Below are 15,543 nucleotides of genomic sequence, written 5' to 3' on the forward strand. Positions count from 1 at the left end.
CTAAAACTAGTCTACAACAACCGTTTTACGCTCTGCAGTAGACCATTCAACATGATATTTTTTGCCATCCGCTTTATCAAGACGCTCAAAAGTATGCGCACCAAAAAAATCTCGTTGCCCTTGCAATAAATTTGCTGGCAACATTTCACTACGTATAGAGTCATAATATGATAATGCAGATGAAAGGGCACCATTAGGTATACCAAACATAGTGGCACCACAGATAGCTTTACGCCAATTAAGCTGACGTGTGTTCAACTGCTCAGCAAAAAAACTGTCTAATAGTAAGTTATCTAGGTTTTCATCTCTTGCATAGGCTTGAACAATAGATTGTAAAAATGTCGCTCGAATAATACACCCAGCACGCCAAATTTTTGCAATATTAGCAAAATCAAGCGTCCAACCATGTTCTTTCGCAGCTAATTTCATTAGCTGAAAACCTTGTGCGTACGCACACATTTTAGCGCAGTAAATAGCATCATGCAGTTGTTCGATATAATCATGTTGTTCTTGGCTTGATAAGCTTGTCTCTGCTGGTCCACTTAATATTGTGGATGCCTTAACACGTAAATCTTTAAATGATGAAATTGAACGAGCATAAACGGCTTGAGCAATAGTAGGTGCTGGACAACCTACCTCTAAACTACTCATCGCGGTCCACAGACCCGTACCTTTTTGTCCCGCTTTATCAAGGATAAGATCAATAAGTGTTGTGCCTGTATCAACTGATTTATGGCGAAGCACTTCCACACTAATTTCCATTAAATAACTATCAAGTAAACCACCATTCCAGTTTTCAAAAATATCAGCTATTTCATCAGAAGATAAACCCAAACCGGATTTTAGAATATGATAGGCTTCACAAATAATTTGCATGTCCGCATATTCAATACCATTATGCACCATTTTAACATAATGCCCTGCACCAGCAGGCCCAATATAAGTGGCACAAGGTTCACCTTCAGTAACAACTTGGCCTGGTTTTGTTCGTTCAATAGGCTTGCCTGTATTTGCATCAACTTTAGCTGAAATGGCTTCCCAAATAGGTTTAACCCGAGTCCAAGCATAAGGTGAACCACTTGGCATTAATGAAGGTCCAAAACGTGCTCCAACTTCTCCTCCTGAAACAGCTGAAGAAAATAATAAAAAATTATTTTTATATTTTTGTTCACGAGCAACGGTATCAACCCAAAGGCTATTGCCTGTATCAATAACAATATCGTCTGGCTGAACTCCAGCACCAATTAAACTCTCACAAACTTGATCAACAGGCGAGCCAGCAGGAACACTCAACACAATAAGGTGAGGTGCCTTTAACTGAGCTAATAATTCAGTGTAGGATGAGCATCCATAAACACGAGGTAAACCCGTTGTGTTTTCCTCTTTATCTTGCTCAATAACGCTTTGAACTTTTTCTGCTGATAAATCAAAAGCTGCTATATTGTAGCCATTATCGGCAAGATTCAGTACAAGGTTTTTACCCATAACGCCTAAGCCAATAAAACCGATGTCACACAAAATTTTATCCTGTGTCATAAAATTATTTTCCTAAAGATTAATGCTCTACACTAATGTGTTGACTTGATATTGATAAATTTTACTATATGAAGCTTATACTGATGTAACGATTTTGATCTTTATTTCCCAAAGATAAAATATAAAAGGTACATCGGAATAACATTATTCTAACATGCAGCTATTGCTAAATCATGAAAATAGCGAATAAAGCTACATATTCTGAAATATTCTACAATAAATATCTATTTATTAGCAAAAACATGTAAATAATTAACTTAAAATGACATTTTACGTCATATATGCAAACTTTAACTTGAATTTTTCCTAAAATGATGTAATTTTACTACATATTGAGTTTCTGGGAGAGTTCTATGACAATTAAAATAGGTATAAATGGTTTTGGCCGTATTGGTCGTTTCGTATTTCGTGCTGCTGCAGCAAGAGATGATATTGAAGTAGTTGGTATTAATGATTTAATTGATATTGATTACATGGCATACATGTTGAAATATGATTCAACGCATGGTCGTTTTAATGGTACTGTTGATGTTGTTGACGGACAACTTATCGTTAACGATAAAGTAGTACGTGTTACGGCAGAGCGTAATCCTGCTGATTTAAAATGGAATGAAATCGATGTTGATGTTGTAGTTGAATCAACAGGTTTGTTCTTAACAGACGAAACAGCACGTAAACATATTGAAGCTGGCGCTAAAAAAGTTGTGCTTTCGGCACCTTCTAAAGATGATACGCCGATGTTTGTTTGTGGTGTTAATTTAGCTGAATATGCAGGACAAGATGTGGTATCTAATGCTTCTTGTACCACTAACTGCTTGGCGCCAATTGCAAAAGTATTAAATGATAACTGGGGCATTAAAGATGGCCTAATGACAACAGTTCATGCGACTACAGCAACTCAAAAAACTGTAGATAGCCCTTCTGCTAAAGATTGGCGTGGTGGTCGTGGTGCTGGCCAAAACATCATTCCATCTTCAACAGGTGCAGCAAAAGCTGTAGGTAAAGTTATTCCAGCATTGAATGGTAAGTTAACTGGTATGGCATTCCGTGTACCTACTCCTGATGTTTCTGTAGTTGATTTAACAGTTAACCTTGAAAAACCAGCTACTTATGCTGAAATTTGTGAAGCAATGAAATCGGCTTCTCAAGGTGAATTAAAAGGTATTTTAGATTACACAGAAGATGCTGTTGTTTCTAATGACTTTGTTGGTGAAGTATGTACTTCAGTATTTGATGCTAAAGCAGGTATTGCTTTAACTGATACTTTTGTGAAAGTTGTATCTTGGTACGATAATGAAATTGGTTACTCAAACAAGGTATTAGATCTTGTTGCTTTCATCAGTCAATACGAAAAATAACTTTTATTTATCATAAGAAAAATATCAAACCAGGTAATTTAATTACCTGGTTTTTTTTGCTTAAAATATTAAATAACGACTTTTATTTCAAATAGAAGAATCTCTATCAACTAGCATTAACCCATACTGCTATAGCGAATATCAATGCGAACAAAGAGTTTAACCATAAGATAAATCTTATAACTAAACTCTTTCAATAAAGGAGAATTTACTATCTTAATTTTCAGGAGTAAACCTGAAAATAAGTTAAAAATTAAATTGAGGCGTTAATTTGTTGTAAAACTAATTGTGGATCAGCCGCTTTAGTAATAGGACGTCCGATCACCAAATAATCGACACCAACATCAATAGCTTGTTTTGGGGTCATAATACGTTGTTGATCGTCTTGTGCTGAGCCTTCAGGTCTTATTCCTGGCGTGATCAATTTAAACTCTTTACCTAAATCATGCTTTAATTGTTCTGCTTCCCATGCTGAACAAACGACGCCATCAAGGCCACTTTGTTTAGTTAATTTTGCTAAAAAGTTAACTTGCTCTGCTGGTGTTTTATTAATACCTAAACCTGTTAAGTCATCTTGTGCCATACTAGTTAATACCGTAACTGCAATTAACAGTGGTGCATCGTTACCATAGTTATCTAATGCTTGTTTTGCTTTAGTCATCATTTGACTACCACCACTAGCATGTACATTAACCATCCAAACACCTAAGTCAGCCGCAGCCGTTACCGCTTTTGCCACGGTATTAGGAATGTCGTGAAACTTTAAATCAAGAAAGACATCAAAGCCCTTCCCTGTTAACGTTTTAACAAAATCTGGACCAAAGTAGGTAAACATTTCTTTGCCTACCTTAAGTTTGCACTCTGTCGGAGAAATTCTGTCTACAAACGACAAAGCATCATTTTTTTTATCAAAGTCTAAAGCGACAACAACTTTTGGGTCAAACATGGGAGTTCCTATTTTCAATTCTTTCACGCGACAATGTCGCTCTTACAGTATAATTTATGTTAATAGCTATAGATTCCGACTTAAGACACAACCGGAAGGGCGTGTTATTTGAAACTTATAATAACAATGTTAAATTAGTCGGCTTTATTTACTTAACTGCTTAACTAAATTACGATCATTTTATTAATAATGACTTCTTTCAAAGTTCTATAGTTCAAGAGCAAAGAGAAAGCACGGAGTTGACGATAGTCAATGAGTACTTCCGATGCAGTTATTGAGCTTTAGAACAAAGAAAGATTAAATTATTCACCTTCAAGGCCTCGAACTGGCTTAAGCTGTTCCCATTCGTGACATGATGGACAAGACCAATAATGGGTCGAACTATTAAAACCACAACTACGACAACTATACCTGTGTTTAAGTTTTAAATATTCACTGATTAGATCTTTTATTAAATCTAAACTAGCCTTGTTCTCTATTTGGTCACTTTGGCTCATTTCCATTTTAACTAGGTGTTTAAAGCCTCGAATAGTGGGTCTGCGTTTAAGTGCTGATAATAAAAACTCTTTAGCTTTTTTATTGCCATGTTTTTTTTCAACATGACTTAAATAAGAAATAAGCGCACTGGAACTTGCCGTTTCATCATAAACTTTTTTAATAAAACTAAAAAATTCATCACTAGCATCAAGGTCAAGATAACATTGATGCATTTGATCGATAACGTCAGGAAAGAAATCTTTATCCTGTGTATAGATATCTTGATAACATTTTCCCGCTAACTCGCACTGCTTATGATTTTCATAAATCTTAGCCATCAACCAATTAGCACGGCAAGAATTAGGATCCAACTTGAGTGCTTGTTCAAGTAATTCAATTACCTCAATAAATTTATCTTGCTCAAAAGCAGTTGTTGCTTGTTCACAATAAAAATTAGCTAACGTATGTAATAAACGTTTATCATTAAATTTAATGGCTAATTTTTTATGACTAATACCACGTTGCCAATCTTTAGTAGATTGAAATATTTGCAGCAAATAAGTTAATGATTTCAGTCCATAATCAGGAGATTTTAATAATTTATTAAACATTTTTTCTGCACGATCATATAGACCTGCACTTAAAAAATCTTTACCTAACTCGTAGACTGCTTGTTGTTTGTCTTTTGTAGGTAGGTTGCCATGACGAACTAAATGTTCATGTACTTTTAATGCTCTATCCAATTCACCTCTTTTACGAAAGAGATTAGCCATGGCAAAATGTGCTTCCACACTATCATCTTCAACTTTTAATGCATCAAGTAGTGAGTCTATTGCTTTATCTTTTTGATTAGAAAGTAAGTAGTTTAGTCCGGTGGAGTACTTGATAGACAAGTCTTGTTTAATGGTTTGATCTTTTTGCTTTATGCTATTTCTTCCCATAAACCAGCCATAGGCCATAGCTACTGGGAGTAGTAAGAAAAGGAGCTCTATCATTTGGTTACTTATTTCTATATTTCAGTTGAGCGGTTTTTGGCTAAAGACTTTTTACCCTTGCGGATCAATCGCCAAATAATGGTTGCTAACAAACCAAGAAAAAAACCAATCCCGGTAAATAAGCTAACAGCTGCTGCAATAGAAAGCTCAATTCTAGCGATCAAATAATTTAATGAAATTATTTGATCATTTTGGCTACCAAAAACAAAAGCAATGGCGAGTAAAATTAGAACTAATAAAAGAGTAAAATAAATTCGCACGTTGGACTGTCTCGCTTGAAGTTGTTGGTGAAATTACGTAAGCGTCTTTCGAATATAAAAAATAATTACCAAAAAAAAACGGCATACTAAAGTATACCGTTTATTATCCAATTTTTTTCTTGCTTTTGCAATGAGCTTACAATGATGCAGCGATTAAGCAGCTGAAAGATTAACTCTTTCTCGTAACTCTTTACCAGGTTTAAAGTGAGGTACGTATTTACCACTTAACTCAACTGATTCACCTGTTTTTGGGTTTCTACCAACTCTAGGAGCACGATAATGTAATGAAAAACTACCAAACCCTCTAATTTCAATGCGTTCTCCTTTAGATAAAGATTGCGCCATTAATTCTAAGATTTCTTTAATCGATTGTTCTACATCTCTAGCTGATAAATGGCTGAATTTATCACCTAGTTTTTCAATGAGTTCTGATTTGGTCATATGACCCTCCAGTATTCATCTAGCATCGTGCTAATGAGGTTAATATAAGAGGAGAATAATAACATTCTCCTCCCCTAGTCTTTTTATAGTGTAATACAATCTATAAAAAGTGCAAAAAATAAAATTAGTATCTTGTTACAAGATATTAGTTTTTAGCATTTTTAAACGCAGCAGCCATAGCACTTAAACCAGTTTCTTCAACTTGGTTTAGGTTTTCCATTGCATCACGTTCTTCTGCTTGATCTTTTGCTTTGATAGATAAGCTGATAGTACGGTTCTTACGATCCACACCCATAAACTTAGCTTCAACGTCATCACCAACTTTAATTACTGTAGATGCATCTTCGATACGCTCTACAGAAATGTCGCTAACACGTAAGTAACCTTCAACACTTTCAGCTAACTCAATTGTAGCGCCTTTAGCGTCAACTTCAGTTACTTTACCAGTAACGATAGTACCTTTCTTCTTATCAGTTAAGTACATGTTGAACGGGTCATCTTCAGCTTGTTTAACACCAAGAGAGATACGCTCACGCTCAGGGTCAACTTGAAGAACGATAGCAGTGATTTCATCGCCTTTCTTATAATCACGAACAGCTTCTTCACCGCCAGCCCATGAAATATCAGATAAGTGAACTAAACCATCTATGCCGCCATCAAGACCAATGAAGATACCGAAGTCAGTGATTGACTTAATCTTACCTGATACTTTATCACCTTTGTTGAAGTTTTTAGCAAACTCTTCCCAAGGGTTAGCGATACATTGTTTAAGACCTAAAGAAATACGACGACGTTCTTCGTCAATTTCTAATACTAGTACTTCAACAGTGTCACCTAAGTTAACAACTTTAGATGGGTGGATGTTTTTGTTAGTCCAATCCATTTCAGAAACGTGAACTAAACCTTCAACGCCTTCTTGGATTTCAACGAAACAACCGTAGTCAGTTAAGTTAGTTACACGACCAGAAAGTTTAGAACCTTCTGGGTAACGGTTAGCAATTGCTACCCATGGATCTTCGCCTAACTGCTTCATACCTAGAGATACACGAGTGCGCTCACGGTCAAATTTCAATACTTTAACTTGAATTTCATCACCAACATTTACGATTTCACTTGGGTGCTTAACGCGTTTCCAAGCCATATCTGTGATGTGAAGTAGGCCATCAATGCCGCCTAAGTCTACGAATGCACCGTAATCAGTAAGGTTTTTAACGATACCTTTAACTTCTTGGCCTTCCGCTAATGACTCTAGTAATTCATCACGTTCTGCACTACCTTCTGCTTCGATAACAGCACGACGTGAAACAACTACGTTATTACGCTTTTGATCAAGCTTAATAACTTTGAATTCTAAATCTTTACCTTCAAGGTGAGCTGTGTCACGTACTGGACGTACATCAACTAATGAACCCGGTAAGAAAGCGCGAATATTGCTAACTTCAACCGTGAAACCACCTTTAACTTTACCGTTGATAACACCGATAATAGTTTCTTTTTCTTCGTAAGCTTTTTCAAGTACTTGCCATGCTTCGTGACGTTTAGCATCGTCACGTGAAAGTATAGTTTCACCGAAACCATCATCTGTAGCTTTAAGCGATACATCTACTTCATCACCAACAACCGCTTCAACTTCGCCAGCAGCGTTTTTGAATTGGTCGATTGAGATTACACTCTCAGATTTAAGACCAGCGTCAACAATTACGTTGTCTTTGGTTACTTTAACGATTGTGCCACGGATAATTGAACCCGGGCGAGTTTCGATTTCTTTTAAACTTTCTTCAAAAAGTTCTGCAAAATTTTCCATCATAACTTGTCTATTAACTCAGTTATTAATCCAGTCAACATCATTGTTTCATGGGGTTATTAATTTAGCCTCGGTACATCCATGACGTAGGCTTTAGTTAAATTTATTTTTATTTAGTTTTTCAACATCAATAAAAAAAATAAGGGTTTATGTTAACTTTCCATTCGCAAATGAAAGGACTTTATTGACCACTTCTTGTATAGAAAGGCCAGTAGAATCAATAATTAACGCACCTTCTGCGGGAATAAGAGGAGCGACTTCTCGGTTGCTATCTCTTTCATCTCGTTGACGTATGTCATCCAAAAGGCGCCCGATTTTAACATCAAAGCCCTTCTCTTTCAACTGATTAAATCGGCGTTCTGCTCTTTCTTCTGCACTAGCCGTCAAAAAAACCTTCACTGGTGCTTTAGAGAAAACAACAGTTCCCATATCGCGACCATCAGCAACTAACCCAGGAGCAACACTAAATGCACGCTGTCTACGTAATAAAGCTTCACGAACACGCGGAAAAGCAGCAACTTTTGATGCTAAAGCACCAATCTCCTCTGTTCGAATGGTGTCAGTAACATCTTCACCTTCTAAAATAACTTTACTTTCGCCTTCACCCGTTATTTCAAATTGTACATCAAGGTGCGCTGCCATAGGAATCAAGTGTTCTTCATCATCAAGATTAACATGATGATGTTGGGTTGCTACAGCAAGTACACGATAGATAGCACCACTATCGAGTAGGTGCCAACCAAGCTGTTCAGCAACAATTCTGGCAACAGTTCCTTTGCCTGCCCCACTTGGGCCATCAATAGTAATGACGGGAATGCTTTCCAGCATACATATTTCTCCTTATCTCAAAAATCGGCAGAATTATACTGGATTTATGTATTAAAATCGCCAAAAAAAATATTTTGTAACCTGTTTAACAAGAAACTTGTGCTAATTTGTCAAAGTAGTCAGGAAATGTTTTCGCCGTACATTTAGGGTCATTGATAGTGACAGGTGTATCACTTAATGCCACAAGCGAAAAACACATAGCGACACGATGATCATTATAAGTATCAATTTCAGCATGCTTTAATGAAGCCGGCGGAGTTATAGTAATAAAATCTTCACCCTCTATTACTTCTGCCCCTACCTTTCTAAGCTCTGTTGCCATAGCAGTTAATCTATCAGTTTCTTTTACTCGCCAATTATAAATATTACGAATGGTTGTTGTACCTTTCGCAAAAAGTGCCGCTGTTGCAATAGTCATTGCAGCGTCAGGGATATGATTCATATCCATATCAACTGCCGTCAATGGTTTACCTACAACACTGATTGATTCATCAGCCCAAGTAACTTCTGCACCCATTTTTTCAAGCACATCGGCAAAATGTTTATCACCTTGAACACTTAATGTTCCAACACCATGTACTGTAACTTTTCCACCTTTAATTGCACCGGCAGCTAAAAAGTATGACGCTGAAGAGGCATCCCCTTCAACCATGTACTTTTCAACAGCTTGGTATGATTGGTTACCTGTAACGATAAAGGATTGATAGTTATTATTTTGCACATCCACGCCAAATCGACTCATGATATTAAGTGTAATATCTATATATGGCTTAGAAACTAATTCACCTTCAATTTCGATATTGGTGTCTGTTGCTAATAAAGGGGCAACCATTAATATCGCTGTTAAAAACTGGCTTGAAATTGAACCATCAATACTAACAGTTTTACCTGTTAACGCTTTACCAGATATTTTTACTGGTGGGTAATCTTTATTTTCAAGGTACTCTATACCAGCACCAAGTTGTGCAAGTGCATCAACCAAATGACCAATAGGTCGCTCTTTCATTCGTGGTTCACCTGTTAAAACAAATTCCCCCTCACTGGCAGCTAATGCAGCACATAATGGACGCATTGCAGTACCTGCATTACCCAAATATAAGTCTAAAGGTTTATCTGTTTTAAAAAAGCCATTATTGCCAACAACAGTACATTCTGTACCACAATCACTTAACGTGTATTTAATACCAAGTGTTGTTAATGCGTTAAGCATATGCTCAATATCTTCACTAACAAGTAAGTTAGTAATTTTAGTCACGCCATTAGCCAATGCGGCAATTAGCAATGCACGATTAGATAAGCTTTTTGAGCCTGGTAAGAAAATCTCGCCGTTAATCTTGCCAATTGGCTGTAATGTTAACTGCTCCATACTACTTATTCCCCTTTTCAAATTCTTGCATAAAATCAACCAACGCTTGCACACCTTCAATTGGCATTGCATTGTATATACTTGCACGCATACCACCGACAATTCTATGACCTTGTAAAGCCATTAAGCCTTGTTGTTCAGCTTGTGCTAAAAACGTTTCATTTAAGCTTTCATCTTTAAGCCAAAATGGGATATTCATTTTACTACGATACTTGTGTTCAACAGTGTTTTGATAAAAATCACTGGCATCGATTGTTTGGTACAACAATTCAGCTTTAGCCTGATTAACTTTAGCTATGGCGCTCACTCCACCTAGTGCTTTAAGCCATTGAAAAACTAATCCTGCTAAATACCATGCATACGTTGGTGGCGTGTTATACATAGAATCATTATTGGCTGAAGTTTCGTAATTCATAATACAAGGTGTTGCTTTTTGTGCATTCCCAAGTAAATCTTCACGAACAATGACAATTGTTAACCCTGAAGGTCCAATGTTTTTCTGAGCTCCAGCATAAATAACACCAAATTTAGTGACATCTATTTCATGAGATAAGATAGTTGATGACATATCAGCAACAAGTGGAATGCCATTGGTATCAGGTACATCATTAATTTCAATGCCATCAACCGTTTCATTCGGACAGTAATGAACATAAGCAGCATCACTATTGAGTGGCCATTGTTCACTCGGCATTAAGCTTATTTCACCATCAGAATGCTCTTCTCGAATATTAATCACATTAATTTCACCGAAGTTTTGCGCTTCAATAGCTGCCGCTTTTGACCATGAACCATTCACGATATAATCAGCAGATTTACCTGGTGGCAATAAGTTTAGCGGTACCGCTGAGAATTGACCTCGTCCGCCACCATGGCAAAATAATACTTTATAATTGCTTGGGATAGCCATAAGTTCACGTAAATCTGCTTCAGCTTTTGCAGCCATAGCCATATATACACTACTACGATGACTTAGCTCCATTACTGAGCTACCTGTATTATTCCAATGAATAAACTCTTTTTGTGCTTTTGCCATTACCGGCTTAGGTAACATTGCTGGACCCGCACAAAAATTAAATATTTCTGACATTATCTTTTTCTCAAAATAGGTGACTTTAACTTATCAAGCCTTAAAATATACACTTGATATACCGTTCATCCTGAACATACACGTGCTTTGCCATCAGGATAATTGCTCCTTGCATAATCCTAATAAGTTACCTCCTTGTAACGACATGGCACCGCAAAATACTGCTCCTCTTGAACATACACGCTCTTTACCATCAGGATAATTGCTCCTGCATTATCCTAATAAGTCACATCCTTGTAACGACATGGCACCGCGAAATACCGTTCATCCTGAACATAAAAAAAGGCGGTTATTAGCCGCCTTTATTTCATATGTGACGCCTATTATTGGTCGTCGGGTGTACTTTCGTTATCTAATTGTTCATTACTTTCAGAAGTATCAGGGGATAATGTTTGCTCTGCTTCAATAGCATCTACATTCTCACCTTCTTCTCCTTCGGGTAATTCTGGCTCAATAACCTCATCAATACGTTGAAGTGCAACAACATGTTCACCTTCAACTGTACGAATTAAACGAACACCTTGGGTATTACGACCAATAACACTCACTTCATTAACACGCGTTCGTACTAATGTACCGTTATCAGTGATAACCATAATCTCGTCAAGATCTTCAACTTGAACAGCGCCAACAACTTTACCGTTACGTTCACTAACTTTAATAGAAACAACACCTTTCGTTGCTCTACTCTTCGCAGGATACTCATTTAGGTCAGTGCGTTTACCAAAACCATTTTCAGTAATGGTTAAAATAGGACCGTCATTCTTAGGAACAATCAGTGATACTACCTTTTGATCGTCTTCAAGTTTAATACCACGAACACCAGTACCGGTTCTACCAATAGGTTTTAACGCCCAACGTTGTTCACCTGTTTCAGGATCAAGCTTAATTTCACCTGTTTCACTATCACGAACTTTTTCGTTGAAGCGTACAACTTTACCCGCATCGGAGAACAGCATGATGTCATTATTACCATCTGTAATATCAACACCAATTAAGGTATCGTCATCACGTAGATTTAACGCAATAATACCGTTAGCTCTTTGATTTTTATAAGCAGTTAACGCTGTTTTCTTAACAGTACCAGACGCTGTCGCCATGATAATGTATTTATCTTCCTCATACTCACGTACAGGTAGAATTGCTGTAATACGTTCATCATTCTCTAATGGTAAAATATTAACAATTGGACGGCCACGGGCCGTTCTACTTGCTAGTGGTAACTGATAAACTTTCAACCAGTACAACTTACCGCGATCTGAGAAGCATAATATAGTATCATGAGTGTTAGCGACTAATAAGCGTTCAATAAAATCTTCTTCTTTCATCTTAGTTGCAGCTTTACCTTTGCCACCACGACGTTGAGCTTCATAATCACTTAACACTTGGTACTTAACATAACCTTCGTGAGAAAGTGTTACGACAACATCTTCCTCAGTTATTAAATCTTCTAGTGATAAATCATGAGACGCATTAGTAATTTCTGTTCGGCGTTCATCACCAAATTCATCTCTAATAACTTCTAGTTCTTCGCGAATAACTTCCATTAAACGCTCAGGACTTTCTAAAATAAGCATTAATTCAGCAATAAGATCTAATAACTCTTTGTACTCATTTAGAATCTTTTCATGTTCAAGACCACTTAACTTATACAATTGTAGTTCAACAATTGCTTTAGCTTGTACCGGTGTTAAGTAATACTTGTTATCACGAATACCAAATTGTGGTTCTAACCACTCAGGACGAGCTGCATGAGTACCTGCACGCTCCAACATCGCGCTAACATTACCTAGTTCCCAACCTTGAGCTACTAATTTCTCTTCCGCTTCTTTTCTTGACGGAGAGGTTTTAACTAATTCAATGATAGGTTCAATATTAGCAAGCGCAATCGATAGACCTTCTAATATATGTGCTCGATCACGGGCTTTTCTAAGTTCGAAGATAGTACGACGCGTAACAACTTCACGGCGATGAAGAACAAACTCTTCAAGCATTTCTTTTAGATTAAATATTTTCGGTTGGCCATTACCTAATGCCACCATATTAAAACCAAAAGATACTTGCATTTGCGTAAGTTTAAATAAGTTATTTAATACAACTTCACCTACGTCGCCACGTTTAATCTCGATAACCATACGCATGCCGTCTTTATCAGACTCATCACGTAATGCTGAAATACCCTCAAGACGTTTTTCTTTAACAAGCTCAGCCATCTTTTCAATCAGGCGTGCTTTGTTAACTTGGTAAGGTAATTCGTGAACAATGATTGTTTCCTTACCTGATGTTTCGTGAACTTCAATTTCCGCACGTGCACGAATCTTTATTTTACCACGACCTGTTCGGTATGCTTCTTCTATACCTGCTCTACCACTAATAATAGCGGCAGTAGGAAAATCAGGACCAGGGATATGCGTTAAAAGTTCTTCAAACGTAATGTCACTGTTATCGATTAACGCTAAACAACCGTTAATAACTTCTGTTAAATTATGCGGTGGAATATTAGTAGCCATACCAACAGCAATACCTGAACCACCATTAACAAGTAGGTTAGGAATACGGGTAGGCATTACTGCTGGAATAAACTCTGTACCATCATAGTTAGGTACAAAATCAACAGTTTCTTTATCTAAGTCGGCAAGAATCGAATGCGCAATTTTAGACATTCTAATTTCGGTATAACGCATTGCAGCTGCACTATCACCATCAACAGAGCCGAAATTACCTTGACCATCAACCAACATATAACGTAAAGAAAATGATTGCGCCATACGAACGATAGTATCGTAAACAGCAGTATCACCGTGCGGGTGATATTTACCTATAACGTCACCAACCACACGGGCTGATTTTTTATAAGGTTTGTTCCAATCATTCCCTAAAACTTCCATAGCGAATAATACGCGACGATGTACAGGTTTTAATCCATCGCGAACGTCAGGCAATGCACGCCCAACGATTACGCTCATGGCATAATCTAGGTAGGATGTTTTTAACTCATCCTCAATATTTACTGGAACTATTTCTTTGGCCAGATCTGACATATATAGACGTATCCCTTAACTTAAAATGTAACTATAAAATCACAATATTTTTATTATTATATTTTCATAAAAAATATATAAATCAACGCGGCATAATAGCACAATTTTGAGTGATGCCAAACAGCTTTATTTGCCCATTTACAAGGAGATGGAGTACTAATAAAAAAGTGATGATAAAAACAACAAATGCACAGTTAAATTGCTCTACTCTATTACTTTAGCTGCTGTTTGCGCTTCGTTTGCGCTTTGCTTAGTTAAAAGTTTCGTTTAGAATTGAATAATTCAAAAATTAACTAGACATAACCATGACAGAAACTAATAAAATGCTGAATGTGAATGATGCTGAAATTGCTAAATTTGAGCAAATTGCAAATCAGTGGTGGGATTTAACAGGTGATTTTAAACCATTACATCAGGTTAACCCACTAAGAGTACAATTTATATGTCAGCATATTAGCGAACAACAAAGCGAACTCTTTTCTAAAAAGGTAATTGATGTTGGCTGTGGTGGTGGTATTTTATCAGAATCTTTAGCTAAATTAGGTGCTAATGTTACTGGTATTGATATGGGAACTGAACCACTTAACGTTGCTAAGTTACACGCACTCGAATCAGGTTTAACAATTAATTACGAAAAAATAACCGCTGAAGAAAAAGCACAACAAAACCACGAAAGTTTTGACATGGTAACTTGTATGGAAATGCTAGAGCATGTTCCCGACCCTGCTTCTATAATAAATGCTTGTGCAAACTTAGTAAAACCTGGAGGTTTAGTCTTTTTCTCAACACTCAATAAAACAGTCAAATCTTATTTACTTGCTATTTTAGCCGCAGAGAAAATATTTAAGTTAGTACCTGATGGTACACATGAGCATGATAAGTTTATCAAGCCTTCGCAATTAATAAGTTGGGCTGAACAATGTGGGTTAAATTGTATTGATGCTAGCGGTATTCATTACAATCCAATTTCTGAGAATCATAAATTAACAAATAACTTAGATGTGAACTACATTTTGTGCTGTAAGAAAATATAATTTACGCATTTGTTTTTTTTTCAATCAAGTTGTTCAAACTACAAACAAAACAGCTAAGCAATTGATTTAAAGGATTATTTTTATTTCTCTCAAATTCCATATTTAATCGTTGTGAAAATATATTAAAATTAATTAAAATATTTTTAGCGAATTATTTATTTAAAAATAAAGATTGATTTTAGCAAATTACTAAAGCTTTTAATGGTAGTAGGTTAGTCATTACTAACCTAATGCAATCAATCGAAAAATCAAGTGAAATTAGCACTTTTTTATCACTTGCAATAATAACCAAACCTCATTATCTTGTGTCTATATTTACAAACAAACCCTAGATGTTGTGCATGCACTTTTTAACCAGTCTATTTAT

General features: G+C 36.5%; 12 protein-coding genes. 2 read left to right on the forward strand and 10 right to left on the reverse strand.

Annotated elements, in window-relative coordinates; translation table 11 throughout:
- Positions 1 to 6 precede the first annotated feature (6 nt).
- The gene (gene gndA / locus KO509_RS17325; protein WP_215974515.1) at positions 7 to 1,536 is read right to left on the reverse strand and encodes an NADP-dependent phosphogluconate dehydrogenase; all 1,530 of its coding nucleotides are present in this window, start codon (positions 1,534 to 1,536) and stop codon (positions 7 to 9) included.
- Positions 1,537 to 1,889: 353 nt separating this feature from the next.
- Here gndA and gap point away from each other — a divergent pair, with 353 nt between their 5' ends.
- Entirely contained in the window at positions 1,890 to 2,894 is a 1,005-nt protein-coding gene (gene gap / locus KO509_RS17330; protein ID WP_215974516.1) for a type I glyceraldehyde-3-phosphate dehydrogenase, read from the forward strand.
- Between the two features lie 253 nt (positions 2,895 to 3,147).
- Here the strand turns inward: gap and pyrF are convergent, their stop codons facing one another.
- The 9 genes from pyrF to gyrA form a co-directional block, all read right to left on the reverse strand.
- Positions 3,148 to 3,840 carry an orotidine-5'-phosphate decarboxylase gene (gene pyrF, locus KO509_RS17335; protein WP_215974517.1) on the reverse strand — a complete coding sequence of 231 codons (693 nt, stop codon included), beginning with the start codon at positions 3,838 to 3,840 and terminating at the stop codon, positions 3,148 to 3,150.
- Positions 3,841 to 4,142: 302 nt separating this feature from the next.
- The gene (lapB, locus tag KO509_RS17340) at positions 4,143 to 5,312 is read right to left on the reverse strand and encodes a lipopolysaccharide assembly protein LapB (RefSeq protein ID WP_215974518.1); all 1,170 of its coding nucleotides are present in this window, start codon (positions 5,310 to 5,312) and stop codon (positions 4,143 to 4,145) included.
- Positions 5,313 to 5,326: 14 nt separating this feature from the next.
- Positions 5,327 to 5,572 carry a LapA family protein gene (locus KO509_RS18145; RefSeq protein WP_215974519.1) on the reverse strand — a complete coding sequence of 82 codons (246 nt, stop codon included), beginning with the start codon at positions 5,570 to 5,572 and terminating at the stop codon, positions 5,327 to 5,329.
- Positions 5,573 to 5,725: 153 nt separating this feature from the next.
- The gene (gene ihfB, locus KO509_RS17350; RefSeq protein ID WP_215974520.1) at positions 5,726 to 6,013 is read right to left on the reverse strand and encodes an integration host factor subunit beta; all 288 of its coding nucleotides are present in this window, start codon (positions 6,011 to 6,013) and stop codon (positions 5,726 to 5,728) included.
- 145 nt (positions 6,014 to 6,158) lie between these two features.
- Positions 6,159 to 7,820 (reverse strand): 30S ribosomal protein S1, encoded by a 1,662-nt coding sequence (gene rpsA / locus KO509_RS17355; protein ID WP_215974521.1) that lies wholly within the window; start codon positions 7,818 to 7,820, stop codon positions 6,159 to 6,161.
- 144 nt (positions 7,821 to 7,964) lie between these two features.
- The gene (gene cmk, locus KO509_RS17360) at positions 7,965 to 8,645 is read right to left on the reverse strand and encodes a (d)CMP kinase (RefSeq protein ID WP_215974522.1); all 681 of its coding nucleotides are present in this window, start codon (positions 8,643 to 8,645) and stop codon (positions 7,965 to 7,967) included.
- 85 nt (positions 8,646 to 8,730) lie between these two features.
- Entirely contained in the window at positions 8,731 to 10,011 is a 1,281-nt protein-coding gene (aroA, locus tag KO509_RS17365; RefSeq protein ID WP_215974523.1) for a 3-phosphoshikimate 1-carboxyvinyltransferase, read from the reverse strand.
- Between the two features lies 1 nt (position 10,012).
- Entirely contained in the window at positions 10,013 to 11,101 is a 1,089-nt protein-coding gene (serC, locus tag KO509_RS17370) for a 3-phosphoserine/phosphohydroxythreonine transaminase (RefSeq protein ID WP_215974524.1), read from the reverse strand.
- 323 nt (positions 11,102 to 11,424) lie between these two features.
- On the reverse strand, positions 11,425 to 14,142 hold the full coding sequence (gene gyrA / locus KO509_RS17375; protein WP_215974525.1) for a DNA topoisomerase (ATP-hydrolyzing) subunit A: 2,718 nt from the start codon (positions 14,140 to 14,142) through the stop codon (positions 11,425 to 11,427).
- Between the two features lie 305 nt (positions 14,143 to 14,447).
- Here gyrA and ubiG point away from each other — a divergent pair, with 305 nt between their 5' ends.
- Positions 14,448 to 15,176, forward strand: coding sequence for a bifunctional 2-polyprenyl-6-hydroxyphenol methylase/3-demethylubiquinol 3-O-methyltransferase UbiG (gene ubiG, locus KO509_RS17380; protein WP_215974526.1), 729 nt, complete (start codon positions 14,448 to 14,450; stop codon positions 15,174 to 15,176).
- Positions 15,177 to 15,543 lie beyond the last annotated feature (367 nt).

Origin of the sequence: Colwellia sp. C2M11 (genome assembly GCF_018860915.1) — a bacterium.
GTDB lineage: Bacteria > Pseudomonadota > Gammaproteobacteria > Enterobacterales > Alteromonadaceae > Colwellia.

Excerpts from the sequence above, each read along its gene's own strand:
- pyrF (WP_215974517.1), bottom strand. The coding sequence starts at position 3,840 with ATGTTTGACCCAAAAGTTGTTGTCGCTTTAGACTTTGATAAAAAAAAT.
- ihfB (WP_215974520.1), bottom strand. The coding sequence starts at position 6,013 with ATGACCAAATCAGAACTCATTGAAAAACTAGGTGATAAATTCAGCCAT.
- cmk (WP_215974522.1), bottom strand. The coding sequence starts at position 8,645 with ATGCTGGAAAGCATTCCCGTCATTACTATTGATGGCCCAAGTGGGGCA.
- gap (WP_215974516.1), top strand. The coding sequence starts at position 1,890 with ATGACAATTAAAATAGGTATAAATGGTTTTGGCCGTATTGGTCGTTTC.
- aroA (WP_215974523.1), bottom strand. The coding sequence starts at position 10,011 with ATGGAGCAGTTAACATTACAGCCAATTGGCAAGATTAACGGCGAGATT.
- gndA (WP_215974515.1), bottom strand. The coding sequence starts at position 1,536 with ATGACACAGGATAAAATTTTGTGTGACATCGGTTTTATTGGCTTAGGC.
- gyrA (WP_215974525.1), bottom strand. The coding sequence starts at position 14,142 with ATGTCAGATCTGGCCAAAGAAATAGTTCCAGTAAATATTGAGGATGAG.
- serC (WP_215974524.1), bottom strand. The coding sequence starts at position 11,101 with ATGTCAGAAATATTTAATTTTTGTGCGGGTCCAGCAATGTTACCTAAG.
- lapB (WP_215974518.1), bottom strand. The coding sequence starts at position 5,312 with ATGATAGAGCTCCTTTTCTTACTACTCCCAGTAGCTATGGCCTATGGC.
- ubiG (WP_215974526.1), top strand. The coding sequence starts at position 14,448 with ATGACAGAAACTAATAAAATGCTGAATGTGAATGATGCTGAAATTGCT.
- rpsA (WP_215974521.1), bottom strand. The coding sequence starts at position 7,820 with ATGATGGAAAATTTTGCAGAACTTTTTGAAGAAAGTTTAAAAGAAATC.